The sequence below is a fragment of the Streptomyces sp. NBC_01788 genome (assembly GCF_035917575.1).
GTDB lineage: Bacteria > Actinomycetota > Actinomycetes > Streptomycetales > Streptomycetaceae > Streptomyces.
Window position 1 is genome coordinate 3,621,618 of record NZ_CP109090.1, and the last position, 15,747, is coordinate 3,637,364.

Genomic DNA, 15,747 nt, shown 5'->3' on the forward strand with positions numbered 1-15,747 from the left:
GGCGGGGCGGTCAGTACGACCTGGGCAGGCCCAGGGTCTGGTGGGAGACGTAGTTGAGGATCATCTCCCGGCTCACCGGGGCGATACGGGCCACGCGGGCGGCCGTTACCAGTGAGGCGAGCCCGAACTCGCGCGTGAGGCCGTTGCCGCCGAGGGTGTGCACGGCCTGGTCGACGGCCCGCACACAGGCCTCACCGGCCGCGTACTTGGCCATGTTGGCGGCCTCGCCCGCGCCCACGTCGTCGCCCGCGTCGTACAGGCGGGCCGCCTTGCCCGTCATCAGGCGGGCGAGTTCCAGGTCGATGTGGGCCTGCGCGAGCGGGTGGGCGATGGCCTGGTGGGAGCCGATGGGGGCCTTCCAGACGGTGCGTTCGCGCGCGTACTCCACGGCCCGGCCGAGCGCGTGCCGCCCCATGCCGATCGCGAAGGCGGCCGTCATGATGCGCTCGGGGTTGAGCCCGGCGAACAGTTGCAGCAGGCCCACGTCCTCTCCCCCACTGCCGAAAGCGTGGGAGGTGCCCCCACCGACGAGCGCGTCGGCGGGCAGCCGCACCTCGTCCAGGACCAGCTCGAACTGCTTCTCGGCGGCGGTGAGTTCCATGTCGATGGGCCGCCGCTGGAAGCCTTCCGCGTCGGGCGGGACGATGAACAGGCAGGGCTTGAGGCGGTCGGTCCGCGCGTCCTCGGCGCGGCCGACGATCAGGACGGCGTCGGCGATGTCGACACCGGAGATGAACACCTTGCGGCCGGTGAGCACCCAGTCGGCGCCGTCGCGGCGGGCGGTGGTGGTGATGCGGTGGGAGTTGGAGCCGGCGTCCGGTTCGGTGATGCCGAAGGCCATGGTCCGGGTGCCGTTCGCCAGCGGGGGCAGCCAGGCGCGCTTCTGCTCCTCCGTGCCGAACCGGGCGATGACGGTGCCGCAGATGGCGGGCGAGACGACCATCATCAGCAGGGGGCAGCCGGCGGCGCCCAGCTCCTCCAGGACAATGGCCAGTTCGCTGATTCCGCCGCCTCCCCCGCCGTATGCCTCCGGCAGGTTGACGCCCAGGTAGCCGAGCTTGCCTGCCTCCGACCAGAGTTCGGTGAGGGGACGTCCCTCGGCGACGGCGCGGGTGAGGTAGGCGCGGCCGTAGCGTTCGCCGAGGGCGGCCACGGCGGCGCGCAGGTCCCTGTGCTCTTCGGATTCGGTGACGGGGGTCATGGTCGTCTCCCGGGTGCGAGTTGGGTGTGGTTGCTCGCGCTCACGCGGCGGAGCCGCATGTCGATGCAGCCCCGCGCCCCTAAGGGGCTTGCACTACCGCCAGCAGCAAGCCGACCTCGACCCGTTGTCCGGGGGTCGCGTGCAGGGCTGTGAGTGTGCCCGTCACCGGGGCCTCGATCCTGTGCTCCATCTTCATCGCCTCCAGCCACAGCAGCGGTTGTCCCGCCCGTACGGTGTCGCCGATCGCCAGTCCGTCGGCGACGCGTGCGACGGTGCCGGGCATGGGGGCCAGCAGTGAGCCGGGGGCGTGCTGGGCGACGGGTTCGGGGAAACGGGGCAGGGCGGTGAGCGCGGTCGGTCCCGCGTACACCCGCTCGCCGTAGCGGGCGATCTCGTACCCGCGCCGGACACCGCCGGCTTCGAGCACGACCAGGTGCGCGTCCGCGTGCACCACCCGCACCCCCACGGCGTCGGGGGCCGGGCCCGTACGGGTGTGGCGGTAGCGCACCTCGTGCTCCTCGCCCGCCATCAGGTACCGCTTGACCTGCGGCTGGGAGGGCACGTTGCGCCAGCCGCCGAAGCGGGAGCGGCCGTGCGCGTCGGCGAGCGCGGCGGCCAGGGGCGCGTACGGGTCGGGGGCGGGCGCGGTCAGTTCGGCGAGGTGGCGGTCGTAGAAGCCGGTGTCCATACGGCCGGTGGCGAACTCCTCGTGACGCAGGGACCGCACCAGCAGGTCCCGGTTGGTGACCGGGCCGTGGACGGCGGCCCGCTCCAGCGCGCCGGCGAGCTTGCGCAGCGCCTCCGCGCGCGTGGGCGCATGGGCGACCGCCTTGGCGAGCAGCGGGTCGTAGTGGACGCCGATCGTGTCCCCGTCGCCGTAGCCGGTGTCCAGGCGGACGCCGGGGACGGACAGGCGGTGCAGGGTGCCGGTCTGCGGGGCCCAGTCGCCGACCGGGTCCTCGGCGTACAGGCGGGCCTCCACCGCGTGTCCGCGCGCGGCGGGCGGTTCGGCGTCCAGGACGTGGCCCTCGGCGACGCGGATCTGCAGGGCGACCAGGTCCACGCCGAACACCGCCTCCGTGACCGGGTGTTCCACCTGGAGGCGGGTGTTCATCTCCAGGAAGTGCGCACGGCCGCCGGCCACCAGGAACTCGACGGTGCCCGCGCCGGTGTAGTCGACGGCCCGAGCCGCCCGTACGGTCAGCTCCCGCAGTTCCCGCTCGGTGTCCGCGGGGAGTCCGGGCGCCGGGGCCTCCTCGACGACCTTCTGGTGGCGCCGCTGGAGGGAGCAGTCGCGCGTGCCCAGCGTCCACACGGTGCCGTGGGTGTCGGCGAGGACCTGCACCTCCACGTGCCGCCCGCCCGCCTCGCCCCCGAGGTACGGCTCGGCGAACACCTCGCCGTCGCCGAAGGCGCCGAGCGCCTCGGCGCGCGCCGCCTCCAGTTCGGCGTCCAGGTCCTCCAGCCGCCGTACGATCCGCATCCCGCGTCCGCCGCCGCCCGCGGCGGCCTTCACCAGGACCGGCAGGTCGGCCTCGGTGACCTCGCGCAGCGGCGGCACGCCCATCAGCTCCTTGGCGCGGGTCTTGGACGCCATCGCCTCGATGGCCCCCGGAGGCGGACCGATCCAGACCAGGCCCGCGTCCAGGACGGCCCGCGCGAAGCCGGCGTTCTCGGCGAGGAAGCCGTACCCCGGGTGGACGGCGTCCGCGCCGGCCGCCACCGCCGCCTTCACGATCAGGTCGCCGCGCAGATACGTCTCGGCGGGCGTCACGCCCGGCAGGCGCACCGCGATGTCGGCCACGCGCGTGTGCAGCGCGTCCTCGTCGGCGTCCGAGTGCACGGCGACCGTCCGGATGCCCAGGTCGGCGCAGGTGCGGAAGACACGGCAGGCGATCTCGCCCCGGTTGGCGACGAGCAACGTGGAAATCAAGGGATCCCTCACATCCGGAAGACGCCGAAGCCGCCGCGCACGCCCTCGAAGGGGGCGGTGTGGACGGCCGACAGGCACAGGCCGAGAACGGTGCGGGTGTCGCGCGGGTCGATGACGCCGTCGTCGTAGAGCCGCCCGGACAGGAACGCCGGCAGCGACTCGGACTCGATCTGCCGCTCCACCATCGCGCGCAGCGCGGCGTCCGCCTCCTCGTCGTACGGCTGCCCCTTGGCGGCCGCCGACTGCCGGGCCACGATCGACAGCACGCCCGCGAGTTGCTGCGGCCCCATGACGGCGGACTTGGCGCTGGGCCAGGCGAACAGGAAGCGGGGATCGTAGGCCCGTCCGCACATGCCGTAGTGCCCGGCGCCGTAGGACGCCCCCATGAGGACGGACAAGTGCGGGACGCGCGAGTTGGACACCGCGTTGATCATCATCGCGCCGTGCTTGATGATGCCGCCCTGCTCGTACTCGCGGCCGACCATGTAGCCGGTGGTGTTGTGCAGGAACAGCAGCGGTACGTCCCGCTGGTTGGCGAGCTGGATGAACTGGGCTGCCTTCTGCGACTCCTCGCTGAACAGCACGCCTTGCGCGTTGGCGAGGACGCCGACGGGATAGCCGTGCAGGGTGGCCCAGCCGGTGGCCAGGCTCGTCCCGTACAGCGGCTTGAACTCGTCGAAGACGGAGGCGTCGACGATCCGGGCGACGACCTCGCGCGGGTCGAAGGGGATCCGCAGATCGCCGGGGACGATCCCCAGCAGCTCCTCCTCGTCGTACTTCGGCGGCGCCGCGGCGGGCGGATCGGGGTACGCCTTGCGGTGGTTGAGCCGGGCGACGACCCGCCGGGCCTGGCGGAGGGCGTCCGGCTCGTCGAGGGCGAAGTGGTCGGCGAGACCGGACACGCGCGCGTGCATCTCGGCGCCGCCCAGGGACTCGTCGTCGCTCTCCTCGCCGGTGGCCATCCGCACCAGCGGCGGACCGCCGAGGAACACCTTGGCCCGCTCCTTGACCATGATCACGTGGTCGGACAGGCCGGGAATGTACGCGCCCCCGGCGGTGGAGTTGCCGAAGACGACGGCGACGGTCGGGATGCCGGCCGCCGACAGCCGGGTCAGGTCCCGGAAGACGGCGCCCCCGGGGATGAAGATCTCCTTCTGGGACGGCAGATCGGCGCCGCCGGACTCGACGAGGCTGACGCAGGGCAGCCGGTTGGCGAGCGCGATGTCGTTGGCCCGCAGCGCCTTTCTCAGGCTCCACGGATTGCTGGCGCCGCCGCGCACGGTCGGGTCGTTGGCGGTGATCAGGCACTCCACGCCCTCGACGACCCCGATACCGGTGACCAGCGAGGCGCCCACGGTGTAGTCGCTGCCCCACCCGGCCAGCGGAGAGAGTTCCAGGAACGGCGTGTCGGGGTCGAGCAGCAGCTCGATCCGCTCGCGGGCGAGCAGTCTGCCGCGCCGCCGGTGCCGCTCGACGTACTTCGCGCCGCCGCCCGCGAGCGCCTTGGCGTGCTCGGCGTCGAGTGCGGCGAGCTTGCCGAGCATGGCCTCGCGGTGGGCCTTGTACTCGGCTGATCCGGTGTCCAGGGCGGAGGAAAGGACCGTCACAGGAGGGCCTCCGGTATGTCCAGGTGGCGGGAGCGCAGCCATTCGCCGAGGGCCTTGGCCTGCGGGTCGAAGCGGTGCTGGGCGGCGGCGCCCTCGCCGAGAATCCCCTCGACGACGAAGTTGAGGGCGCGCAAGTCGGGCAGTACGTGCCGTCGCACGGCCAGCGTGCGGCTCTCGGGGACGAGGTGCCGGAACGCCTCGGTCGTCAGCGCGTGCGCGAGCCACCGCCAGGCCTCTTCCGAGCGAACCCACACGCCGACGTTGGCGTCGCCGCCCTTGTCGCCGCTGCGCGCCCCGGCGACGAGTCCGAGCGGGGCCCGCCGGGTGGGGCCGTCCGGGAGGGGCTCCGGCAGCGGTGGCCGCTCCACGTCCGCGAGTGCGCGCGTCCGTCCGGGCGGTGGCACGGCAACACGGTGGCCGTCGTGGAGGACGGCCACCTGCTCGACGGCGTCCTGGGGGACGTACACGGCCTCGAAGACCCCGTAGGGCGTGCCCTTCCCGGGAGGCGCCGGCATGTGGAAGCCGGGGTATCCGGCGAGCGCCAGCTCCACGGCGGCCCCGCTGAACGTCCGTCCGACGGCCCGCTGGTCCCGGTCCCGTACGACCAGGCGGAGCAGGGCACTTGCCGTCTCCTCGGTGCCGGCGTCGGGGCGGTCGGTCCGTACGAGGTCCCAGCGCACCTCGGCGGGGGCCGGCCCGGCGGCCCCGAGCGCGTCCCGCATCTGCCGTCGCACCAGTTCGGCCTTGCGCTCGATGTCGAGGCCGGTGAGGACGAAGGCGACCTCGTTGCGGAAGCCGCCGAGGCGGTTGAGGCCCACCTTGAGGGCGGGCGGCGGCGGCTCCCCGCGCACGCCCTCGACGCGCACCCGGTCGGGCCCGTCCTGGCCGAGCCGTACGGTGTCCAGCCGGGCCGTGACGTCGGGCCCGGCGTACCGGGCGCCGCCCGTCTCGTACAGGAGCTGGGCGGTCACCGTGCCGACGTCCACGACACCGCCTGTGCCGGGGTGCTTGGTGATCACGCAGCCGCCGTCCTCGTGGAGCTCGGCGAGCGGGAAGCCGGGGTGGCGCAGCCGGTCGAGGGGGTGGTCGGCGAAGAAGGCGTAGTTGCCGCCGGTGGCCTGGGCGCCGCACTCCAGCACGTGCCCGGCGACGACGGCGCCCGCCAGCCGGTCGTACTCCCCCGGCTGCCAGCCGAAGTGGGCGGCGGCGGGCCCGGTGACCAGGGCGGCGTCCGTGACCCGCCCGGTGACCACGACGTCGGCGCCCGCGCGCAGGCAGGCGGCGATCCCGAAACCGCCGAGGTAGGCGTGGGCGGCCAGGGGGGCGTCCCCGGCGGGGGCGGAGGCGAGGACGCGGGGGAGGCCGGCGGTGAGGTCGTCGCCCTCGACGTGGGCCACGCGCACCGGGATGCCGAGCCGTTCGGCCAGCTCCCGTAAGCGGCCGGCGAGCCCGGCCGGGTTGAGCCCGCCCGCGTTGGTCACGATCTTCACGGACCGCTCGTGGGCGAGCCCGAGGCACTCCTCCATCTGCCGCAGGAAGGTGCGGGCGTAGCCGGCCGCCGGGTCCTTGAGCCGGTCCCGGGCCAGGATGAGCATGGTCAGCTCGGCGAGGTAGTCGCCGGTGAGGACGTCCAGTTCACCGCCGGTGAGCATCTCGCGCACGGCGCCGAACCGGTCGCCGTAGAAGCCGGAGGCGTTGCCGATGCGCAGGGTCATCCGGCGGCCCCCTTGGGCGCCCGCCCTCCACCGGGCGGACCGGCGAAGGCCTGGGCGATGTCCAGCCAGCGGCCGGCGTCCGGCCCCTCGGCGCGTACCGCGAGGTCGGCCCGGTGGGCGCGCTGGGTGACCAGGAGGCAGAAGTCGAGGGCCGGCCCGGTGACCCGCTGCCCGGCGTCCTCGGGGCCGTACGTCCACAGCTCCCCGGAGGGACCTCGGACCTCCACGCGGAACGCCTCCGCGGGCGCGGGCAGCCCGTGCGCGCCGAAGGCGAAGTCCCGCGCCCGCACTCCGATGCGCACGACATGCCTGAGCCGGTCGGTGGGTGTGCGCACCACACCGAGCGCGTCGGCCACGTCCTGTCCGTGCGCCCAGGTCTCCATCAGCCGCCCGGTCGCCATGGAGGCGGCCGACATGGGCGGCCCGTACCAGGGGAAGCGGGCTCCGGGCGGCGCCGCCCGCAACGCCCGGTCGAGCGCGGCCCGCCCCTCCCGCCAGCGCGCCGGCAACTCGTCCGACGGCAGCCGTGCGCCCTCCTCCGCTCCCTGGTCGACGAACGCGTCGGGGGCGGCGAGCGCCTCCTCGACCAGCGCCTGAAAGCCGTCCGGGTCGGTGACGGCGAGCAGGGCGGACCGGTCGGTCCAGGCGAGATGGGCGATCTGATGGGCGACGCTCCACCCGGCCGCGGGCGTCGGCCGCCCCCAATCCGCAGGACTCAGCCCGGCGACAAGCCGATCGAGTTCGTCACCCTCAACACGCAGATCGTCGAACACCAGCGTCGGATCGGCCATGCGGGGAGCATGGCAGCGAGCCCCGAAACAATCAAGCATGCTTGCATGAATTCGTGGCCCGGCGCGCGGTGTTGAGGACCGGAACCGGTCAGGGGGATCCGGCGCCGGGCCGGGACCCGTCAGGGGTGCGCTTCGGGAAGCGGGGGCACCGCCTTCGCCCGTCCCACCTGGGTGCGGACCGCGCCCATGCTTGCCGCGATGACCAGGACGATGGCCGTGGTCTGAAGGGCGGAGAGGGACTGGCCGAGGATGAGGAAGCCGGCCGAGGCGGCGAGGGCCGGTTCCAGGCTCATGAGGATGGCGAAGGTGGAGGCGGGCAGGCGGCGCAGCGCGAGCAGTTCGAGGGTGTACGGCAGGACGGAGGACAGCACGGCCACCCCCGCGCCCAGGGCGAACGTCGACGGGACGAGCAGCTTCGACCCGGACTCGGCGATCCCCAGCGGCAGGAACATCAGCGCGCCGACCGCCATCGCCAGGGCCAGCCCGTCGGCCTGCGGGAAGCGCCGGCCGGTACGGGCGCTGAAGACGATGTACGCCGCCCACATCACGCCCGCGCTCAGTGCGAAGGCGACGCCGACGGGGTCGAGGCTGTCGAAACTCCCGCCGCCCAGCAGGAAGACGCCGGCCAGGGCCAGGGCGGCCCACACGAAGTTGATCGCGCGGCGCGAGGCCAGCACCGACAGGGCGAGCGGGCCGAGCACTTCGAGGGTGACGGCGGGGCCGAGCGGGATGCGGGCGGCCGCCTGGTAGAAGAGGCCGTTCATCCCGGCCATCGCGATGCCGAAGACGACCACCGTGCCCCAGTCGGCGCGCGAGTGCCCGCGCAGCCGGGGCCGGCAGACCAGCAGCAGCACGATCGCGGCCACCACCAGCCGTAGGGTCACCACCCCGAGCGCGCCCGCCCTCGGCATCAACGTCACGGCCACCGCGGCGCCGAACTGCACCGAGATGCCCCCGGCCAGGACCAGCCCGACCGGGCCGAGCGAGCCGAAACGGCCCGGGGACCCGGGCGCGGGCGCGGTGGCCGGCGCGGAGGTGACCGGGTACGGAGAGGAAGGTGTGGCGGCGCTGGGCGTGGTCACGGGGCGGTCCAGGTACTGGGCTAGGGGTTTGTGCATCGGGATGTACTGCTGGGTCCAGGGTAGTGGACGCGGTCAGGGGCGTGAAACCCGTTTGCCACTGTCCACGATGGCCCCCGTTCCGTGGTTCGCCACAGCCGCCGTACCCGTCTGGACCCACGGCAACTCACCGTCATGTGTCGCCGCGTCCGTCCAGTCCCTCCGCCAGTACCTCCGCCAGATGGCGGCCCCGTACTCCGGCCAGTTGGTCCAGCTGGGTGCGGCACGAGTAGCCGTCCGCGAGGATCACCGCGCCGGCCGGGGCCCGGCGTACCGACGGCAGGAGCTGTTCCCCGGCACAGGCGGCCGACACCTCCCAGTGGCCCTTCTCGAAACCGAAGTTCCCGGCCAGACCGCAGCAGCCGCCGGACAGCTCGCCGGTCAGCCCTGCCGCCTCGCGCAGGCGCCGGTCGGCCGCGTCGCCGAGCACGGCGTGCTGGTGGCAGTGGGTCTGCCCGGCGACCGGGCGGTCCAGAAGGGGCGGGGTCCAGCCGGGGGCGTGGCGCCCGAGGGCCTCCGCGAAGGTCAGCACGCGGTCGGCCAGGCGGCGGGCCCGCGGATCCTCGGGCAGCAGCTCCGGCAGGTCGGTGCGCAGGGCGGCGGCGCAGCTCGGTTCCAGGACGACGACCGGCGTGTCGGTGTCCATCACCGGTTCCATCAGGTCCAGGGTGCGGCGCAGCACCGCGCGGGCCCGATCCAGCTGGCCGGTGGAGACGTATGTCAGGCCGCAGCAGACGCGGCCCCGGCCGCGCAGGACGGACACGGGGTTCAGCAGCGCCGAGCTTCCGTCGCCCACCGGAGGGCGGCGCGGGCGCAGGGTCGGCGGGAGCGCCACCCGCAGCCCGGCCGCTTCCAGCACGCGGACGGCCGCGCGGCCCACGGACGGCGACAGGTGCTCGGTGAAGGTGTCCGGCCACAGGACGACCAGATCGCCCGCCCCCTCCCTGCCGTCCGCCGGTGCGTACGGCCGCCTGCGCCACCATCGGGTGAACGGCTCGCGCGCCAGTCGCGGGATCCCTCGTTCGGGTGTGATTCCGCCGAGCCGTTTCACCGCCGAGGCGAGTGGCCGCAGGGCGGCGAGCGCGTTCAGCAGTGGCGCGGTGCGCGTACAGGCGGCCCAGCGCAGCCACACCGGAAGCCGGCCGAGGGCGTAGTGGGCGGCCGGGCGGCGCCGTCCGGCGTAGTGGTGGTGCAGGAACTCCGCCTTGTACGTGGCCATGTCGACCCCGACCGGGCAGTCCGACCGGCACCCCTTGCACGACAGGCACAGGTCGAGCGCGTCCCGGACCTCCACCGACCGCCAGCCGTCGGTCACCAGCTCACCGGCGAGCATCTCGTGCAGCAACCGGGCACGCCCGCGCGTGGAGTGCTCCTCCTCGCCCGTGACCCGGAAGGAGGGGCACATGACCGCGGCGCCCGACACCTCGGTCGTACGGCACTTCGCAACCCCGACGCACCGGCGCACGGCCGCCGAGAAGTCCCCCCGGTCGGCCGTGTACCCGAAGGCCACGTCGACCGGACGGCGCGGCAGCACGGCGAAGCGCAGGTTCGCGTCCAGGGGCGCCGGACGGACCAGCATCCCGGGATTGAGCAGGTCGTCGCAGTCCCACACCCCCTTGACCTGCTCGAAGAGGGCCACCATCCGCTCGCCGTACATCGTCGGCAGCAGCTCTGCGCGGGCCTGCCCGTCCCCGTGCTCCCCGGACAGCGAACCGCCGTGCGCCACCACCAGCTCGGCCAGCTCCCCCGAGAACCGCCGGAACCGGCCGATGCCGGCCCGGGTCAGCAGGTCGAAGTCGATACGGACGTGGATGCAGCCGTCCCCGAAGTGCCCGTACGGGGCGCCCCGCAGCCCATGGGCGGCCAGCAGCTCCCGGAACCGCCGCAGATACGCGCCCAGCCGCTCCGGCGGCACCGCGCAGTCCTCCCACCCCGGCCACGCCTCCGTGCCGTCCGGCATCCGGGTCGCCGTACCGCTCGCGTCCTCCCTGATCCGCCACAGCGCGCGCTGCGCGGCCGGATCCCCGACGATCGCGGCGTCCACGATGTCGGCCGCCCGCACGATCGCCTCGGCACGCGCGCGTGCCTGCCCCGCCGTCTCCCCGCCGGTCTCCACGAACAGCCAGGCGTCCCCGCGCGGCAGCCCGGCCGCCGCGGACGGCACCAGGTCCCGCGCCATCCCCTCCACCGTCAGCGGCCTGTACGGCAGCAGTCCGGCCGCGGCGTCGGCGGCGGCGCCCTCGTCGGCGTACCCCAGCACGGCCAGCACGCGCGCGGGGGGCGTTTCGACGAGCCGTACGACCGCCTCCGTCAGCACGCCGAGGGTGCCCTCCGAGCCGCAGAAGGAGCGCGCCACGTCCGCGCCGTTCTCGGGCAGCAGGGCGTCCAGGGCGTACCCGGAGATACGGCGGGGCAGCCGCGGGAAACCGGTCCGCAGCCGGGCGAGCTCGCTGTCCACCAGCTCCCGCAGCCCGTCCGGCGCCCCGGCCCACCCTCGCCCGAGCCGCAGCCGCTGCCCGCGCGCGGTGAGCACCGACAGTTCCCGCACACTGTCCGCGGTCGTCCCCCAGGCCACCGAGTGGGAGCCGCACGCGTTGTTGCCGATCATCCCGCCGAGCGTGCACCGGCTGTGCGTGGACGGGTCCGGCCCGAAGCGGAGCCCGTGCGGCGCGGCGGCCTCCTGGAGCCGGTCCAGGACCACGCCCGGCTGGACCACGGCGATCCGCTCCCCGGGGTCGAGGTCCAGCACCCGGTTCATGTGCCGGGTGAAGTCGAGCACCACGCCCGTCCCGGTCGCCTGGCCCGCGATCGACGTCCCGCCGCCCCGCGCGACCACCGGCACTCCGCGCGCCCGGCAGACCTTGAGGACCGCCGCCACGTCGTCGGCGTCCCGCGGAGCCACCACACCCAGCGGAACCCGCCGGTAGTTGGACGCGTCCATGGTGGTCAGCGCCCGTGAGGTGACGTCGAACGCCACCTCCCCGCGCACGGCCCGGCACAGCTCCGCCCGAAGCTCCGAAAGATCCCCGAGATCGGTCATGCGTCCAGGATGCACGCGATCGTTTTCGCGGCCGTCTCACCCGGCGGAATGTGTTTCACCCGGATTTCTCCGACCGCTACTCTCCCGTTCGTGGCTGAGATCCGGATTCCCTCTGACATCAAGCCCGCGGACGGACGTTTCGGCGCGGGACCCTCCAAGGTGCGGACGGAGGCGCTGGACGCCCTCGCCGCCACCGGCGCATCCCTCATGGGCACCTCCCACCGCCAGGCCCCGGTGAAGAACCTGGTCGGCCAGGTGCGCGAAGGCATCCGCGAGCTGTTCCGACTTCCCGACGGCTACGAGGTCGTGCTCGGCAACGGCGGCTCGACGGCGTTCTGGGACATCGCGACCCACGGTCTGATCAAGAACAAGTCGCAGCACCTGACCTTCGGCGAGTTCAGCTCCAAGTTCGCCAAGGCCGCCAAGCTCGCCCCCTGGCTCGCCGAGCCGACCGTCGTCTCCTCCGACCCCGGCACGCACCCGGAGGCCCGGGCCGAGGCGGGCGCCGACGTCTACGCCTTCACCCACAACGAGACCTCCACCGGTGTCGCCATGCCCATCAGGCGCGTGGCCGGCGCCGACGAGGGCGCCCTGGTCCTGGTCGACGCCACCTCCGGCGCCGGCGGCCTCCCGGTCGACATCGCCGAGACCGACGTCTACTACTTCGCCCCGCAGAAGTCCTTCGCCTCCGACGGCGGCCTGTGGATCGGCGTGTTCTCCCCGGCCGCGCTCGAACGCGCCGAGCGCGTCCACGGCTCCGGCCGCCACATCCCGGAGTTCTTCTCGCTGCCCACGGCGATCGACAACTCCCGCAAGAACCAGACGTACAACACCCCGGCGCTGGCCACCCTCTTCCTGCTAAACCAGCAGCTGGAGTGGCTCAACGGCCAGGGCGGCCTCGCCTGGTCCACGGCCCGCACCAAGGACTCCTCCTCCCGGCTCTACGCCTGGGCGGACGAATCCAAGTACGCGACCCCGTTCGTCACGGACCCGGCCAAGCGCTCCCAGGTCATCGGCACGATCGACTTCTCCGACGAGATCGACGCCGCCGCCGTCGCCAAGGTCCTGCGCGCCAACGGCATCGTCGACACCGAGCCCTACCGCAAGCTCGGCCGCAACCAGCTCCGCGTCGCGATGTTCCCGGCCATCGACCCGGCGGACGTCGAGGCCCTGACGAAGTGCGTGGACCACGTGATCGAGCGGCTGTAGCGTCTCCCGCACACAGCAGCGAAGGGCGCCCGGCGAACAGCCGGGCGCCCGCGGTCACGGAGGCGGGCAGGCACTCCCGCCGCCGACGGAGGGTCCGATGAGTGTCCTCGAGTGGTTCATCCTGTCCGTCTGCGTCTGGACGGCCTGGTCGGTGTGGGGCATGCGCCACCTGCCCGTGTGGCGGCGCGGGCTGCCGGCGCTGCTGCTCGTCACCGGCGTGGCAGGCGCCGTCCTCGTCTCCGGGTACGGCTCGCACTCACCCGCAGCCTGGATCACCAAGGCCGCATGCGTCCTCCTGGTCCTCGCGTCATGGGCGATGAGCCTGTGGGGACGGCGAAGCAGGCCCGTCTCCTCAGCGACCGGCGGCTGACAGTTCGACCCTGGCGGCGACCGGCACGTGGTCGCTGCCCGTGGGGGGCAGGGTGCGGATGTCGGTGACGGTCGCCGAGCGGGCCATGACCTGGTCGATCCGGGCCAGCGGGAAGGCCGCGGGGAAGCTGAGCGCGAAGCCCCGTTCCGCCACGTTCAGCCGTGAGGTCAGCGGGGCGAGGCCGCGGTCCTCCACCGTGCCGTTCAGGTCGCCCAGCAGGATCACCGTTCTCAGCTCCTCGGCCGCGACGGCCTCGCCCAGCAGCCGGGCGCTCTCGTCGCGCCGGGCGGACGCGAGGCCGCTCGCCCGGACGCGGAGTGAGGGCAGGTGCGCCACGTACGCCGCGACCCGGCCGTGCGGCGTCTGCACCTCGGCCCGCAGTCCGCGGTTCCAGGGCTCCGTGATCCCACGGGGTTTGATGTCCAGCGCCCGCGCACCGGTCAGCGGATGCCTCGACCAGAGTCCGACGGTGCCCCGGACCTCGTGGTACGGGTAGGCGGCTGCGAGGGACCGCTCGTAGACCGCCAGGGCCGGGGGCACCAGTTCCTCCAGCGCGATGAGGTCCGGCCCGGCGTCGGCCAGGGCGCGGGCCGTACCCGCCGGATCGGCGTTCTCGTCGCTGACGTTGTGCTGCACCACGACCAGTTGGCGCGCGCCGGGCGCCGTCGCGGGCAGGAGCAGCCCGCCGAAGAGATATGTCCAGGCCGCCACCGGCAGCAGCAGAGCCACCAGTGCCACGGCGGAGCGGCGCAGCAGCGCCAGGGCGAACAGCACCACGACCACCAGGCCGAGCCACGGCAGGAACGCCTCCAGCAGACTGCCCACACGGCCCACGGAGTTGGGCACGGCCCGGTGGAACACCAGCAGCCCGGCCGTCAGCACCGCGAGCCCGGCAAGCACCCGCCCCCGCCGCCGCGCCGCCCGGCGCCCCGCGCCTGCCGGCGCCTCCTGGCTCGGAGCGCGCCGCCCCGCCCGGCGCCGCGCCCACGACGGCACCATCGCCCTCATCGCTGCCGCACCGCTGTCCGCCCGCCCCCGACACACCCCGGCTCCCCTTCCGCTCGGCCTCTCCAACCAAGACGATCAGCCGAGTGGAACAGTTTCCGCCATCAGGACTGAAAAGCGGCGCTGCCCGTCCCCCAACCGCAAGGCGCCCGGCGTCGATCGCCCGGGCGCCTCGCCGTCGTCACGCCGCCGTGCAGCTCAGGCTCGGCGCACCCCCGCTCCCGGGCGCGCCCCCGAAGCCGAAGGAGGCCGAACCACCCGCCGCGATCGCCCCGTTGTGGGCGGCGTTGACCGCCGTCACGGTCGCGCCGCTCTGGGTGTACGAGGCGTTCCACATGTTGGTGACCTTCTGGGACCCGCTCCAGGTCCAGGTCACCTTCCAGGACTTGATCGCGGTGGAGCCGGTGTTGGTCACCGTGACATCGGCGTTGAAGCCGCTGCCCCAGTCGCTGCTGACGACGTACGTGGCCCGGCAGGCGGTCTTGCCGCCGCCGTCGCCGCCACCGTTGCCGCCGCCGTTGTCACCGCCCCCGGTGCTCGGGAAGCCCGGCGCCTTGACGGTCGCGAGGTAACCGTCCTTCACCGTGTCCACGGTCTGCCAGTCGTCCTTCAGGATCCCGCCGGTGTCCCCGGAGTTGGGGTTCCAGGACCAGAACGTCCAGTGGAAGGAGTCGCCGCCGTACGTCGAGGTCGGACGCATGTAACTGACCAGTGCCGCCAGCCACTTCTGGTCCACCGTGGACTGGAGCGTGGTGCCGAACTCGCCGACCCACACGGGGGCGATGTTCTGCTTGAAGATGTAGCCCCAGTACTTGTCCCAGATCCCCGGCATGTTGCTGGGGAAGGACGGGTCGCTGAACCAGGTCTGCTGGGCGACGCTGGTGGCGTAGTCGTGGGCCGAGTACACGACCCGGTTGGCCACGTCGAGCCGCACCGGGTACTGACCGACGCCCATCAGGTTGCCGCCCCACCAGCCGGAGACGCCGTTGAAGGTCTGGATGCCCTCGACGAAGATCAGCAGGTCGGGGTTGACGGAGAGGACCGCGTTGCCGGCCCGCTCGGCGGCCAGGCGCCAGTCGGTCGCCTGGTCCCCGCAGCCCCAGCAGGCCGGGTCGTGGGGCTCGTTGTGCAGGTCGATGCCGATGACCGTGGCGTTGCCCTTGTAACGGGACGCCATCGACTTGAGGTTGGCGATCCACGTCGACTCGGGGACGGAGGCGGTGTACCAGAGAGCCGACTGGCCGCCCGAGTCCGGCCGGTGCCGGTCGAGGATGACCTTCAGGCCGTCCTGGCCGGCGTACGCGACGAGCCTGTCGATGACCTGGAGGGAGTTCAGCCCCTGCAGGTCGGCGTTCTTGCCGGCGGAGAAGTCGATGCTGGAGGGCATCGCGCCGGACTTGAGGATGTCGTCGCTGTAGGGCAGCCGGATGGTGTTGTAGCCCAGCGACTTCATCTGGTCGATCATGCTTTTGTAGTCGCGGGACCACAGGCCGTGGACGACCTGGTTGCTGGTCTCGAAGCCGAACCAGTTGATGCCGGCGATCCGGACGGACTGCCCGGACGCGTCCAGGATCTGGCGGCCGCTGGTGTGCCAGTAGCCGGCGCCGCCTGCGGCGGGGGCCGCGTGCGCGGTGGCGGGCAGGCCGAGTCCCAGGCCCAGCGGTAACAGGAGCGCTGCCGCAGCAGCGCACAGCGCTCTTCGCAAGGTGCGGAACATGGTGCTGCTTCCTCCCGAGGGGGCCGCGGGACCGGAACGAG

General features: G+C 73.4%; 11 protein-coding genes. 2 read left to right on the plus strand and 9 right to left on the minus strand.

All coding sequences use genetic code 11. The features are described 5' to 3' along the window. Positions 1 to 10: 10 nt before the first annotated feature. The 7 genes from OIE49_RS16380 to OIE49_RS16410 form a co-directional block, all read right to left on the minus strand. Positions 11 to 1,201: an acyl-CoA dehydrogenase family protein gene (locus tag OIE49_RS16380; RefSeq protein ID WP_326802973.1), complete on the minus strand. Its 1,191-nt coding sequence runs from the start codon at positions 1,199 to 1,201 to the stop codon at positions 11 to 13. 79 nt (positions 1,202 to 1,280) lie between these two features. Next, a complete protein-coding gene (locus OIE49_RS16385) occupies positions 1,281 to 3,134 on the minus strand; it encodes an acetyl/propionyl/methylcrotonyl-CoA carboxylase subunit alpha (RefSeq protein WP_326802974.1) in 1,854 nt (617 codons plus the stop codon). An 8-nt stretch (positions 3,135 to 3,142) separates the two neighbouring features. Further along, positions 3,143 to 4,741, minus strand: coding sequence for an acyl-CoA carboxylase subunit beta (locus OIE49_RS16390; protein WP_326802975.1), 1,599 nt, complete (start codon positions 4,739 to 4,741; stop codon positions 3,143 to 3,145). After that, entirely contained in the window at positions 4,738 to 6,456 is a 1,719-nt protein-coding gene (locus OIE49_RS16395; protein ID WP_326802976.1) for an acyclic terpene utilization AtuA family protein, read from the minus strand. Before OIE49_RS16395 ends, OIE49_RS16390 begins: the two co-directional genes overlap by 4 nt. Next, positions 6,453 to 7,247 carry a TIGR03084 family metal-binding protein gene (locus OIE49_RS16400; protein WP_326802977.1) on the minus strand — a complete coding sequence of 265 codons (795 nt, stop codon included), beginning with the start codon at positions 7,245 to 7,247 and terminating at the stop codon, positions 6,453 to 6,455. The genes OIE49_RS16395 and OIE49_RS16400 overlap by 4 nt, the downstream gene beginning before the upstream one ends. A 119-nt stretch (positions 7,248 to 7,366) precedes the next feature. Then, on the minus strand, positions 7,367 to 8,329 hold the full coding sequence (locus OIE49_RS16405; RefSeq protein ID WP_326802978.1) for an EamA family transporter: 963 nt from the start codon (positions 8,327 to 8,329) through the stop codon (positions 7,367 to 7,369). A 169-nt stretch (positions 8,330 to 8,498) separates the two neighbouring features. After that, positions 8,499 to 11,405 (minus strand): FAD-binding and (Fe-S)-binding domain-containing protein, encoded by a 2,907-nt coding sequence (locus tag OIE49_RS16410; protein ID WP_326802979.1) that lies wholly within the window; start codon positions 11,403 to 11,405, stop codon positions 8,499 to 8,501. Between the two features lie 90 nt (positions 11,406 to 11,495). Here OIE49_RS16410 and serC point away from each other — a divergent pair, with 90 nt between their 5' ends. Continuing rightward, positions 11,496 to 12,614, plus strand: coding sequence for a phosphoserine transaminase (serC, locus tag OIE49_RS16415; RefSeq protein ID WP_326802980.1), 1,119 nt, complete (start codon positions 11,496 to 11,498; stop codon positions 12,612 to 12,614). A gap of 97 nt (positions 12,615 to 12,711) precedes the next feature. Then, entirely contained in the window at positions 12,712 to 12,984 is a 273-nt protein-coding gene (locus OIE49_RS16420; RefSeq protein WP_326802981.1) for a hypothetical protein, read from the plus strand. On the opposite strand, the gene OIE49_RS16425 is transcribed toward OIE49_RS16420, so the two are convergent. After that, positions 12,967 to 13,992, minus strand: coding sequence for an endonuclease/exonuclease/phosphatase family protein (locus OIE49_RS16425; RefSeq protein ID WP_326802982.1), 1,026 nt, complete (start codon positions 13,990 to 13,992; stop codon positions 12,967 to 12,969). The two genes, OIE49_RS16420 and OIE49_RS16425, sit on opposite strands and share 18 nt — an antisense overlap. A 178-nt stretch (positions 13,993 to 14,170) precedes the next feature. Continuing rightward, positions 14,171 to 15,706, minus strand: coding sequence for a cellulase family glycosylhydrolase (locus OIE49_RS16430; protein ID WP_326802983.1), 1,536 nt, complete (start codon positions 15,704 to 15,706; stop codon positions 14,171 to 14,173). Positions 15,707 to 15,747 lie beyond the last annotated feature (41 nt).

Coding starts and splice junctions, on each gene's coding strand:
- OIE49_RS16430 (WP_326802983.1), bottom strand. CDS start 15,706: ATGTTCCGCACCTTGCGAAGAGCGCTGTGCGCTGCTGCGGCAGCGCTC.
- OIE49_RS16410 (WP_326802979.1), bottom strand. CDS start 11,405: ATGACCGATCTCGGGGATCTTTCGGAGCTTCGGGCGGAGCTGTGCCGG.
- OIE49_RS16425 (WP_326802982.1), bottom strand. CDS start 13,992: ATGAGGGCGATGGTGCCGTCGTGGGCGCGGCGCCGGGCGGGGCGGCGC.
- OIE49_RS16380 (WP_326802973.1), bottom strand. CDS start 1,201: ATGACCCCCGTCACCGAATCCGAAGAGCACAGGGACCTGCGCGCCGCC.
- OIE49_RS16395 (WP_326802976.1), bottom strand. CDS start 6,456: ATGACCCTGCGCATCGGCAACGCCTCCGGCTTCTACGGCGACCGGTTC.
- OIE49_RS16420 (WP_326802981.1), top strand. CDS start 12,712: ATGAGTGTCCTCGAGTGGTTCATCCTGTCCGTCTGCGTCTGGACGGCC.
- OIE49_RS16400 (WP_326802977.1), bottom strand. CDS start 7,247: ATGGCCGATCCGACGCTGGTGTTCGACGATCTGCGTGTTGAGGGTGAC.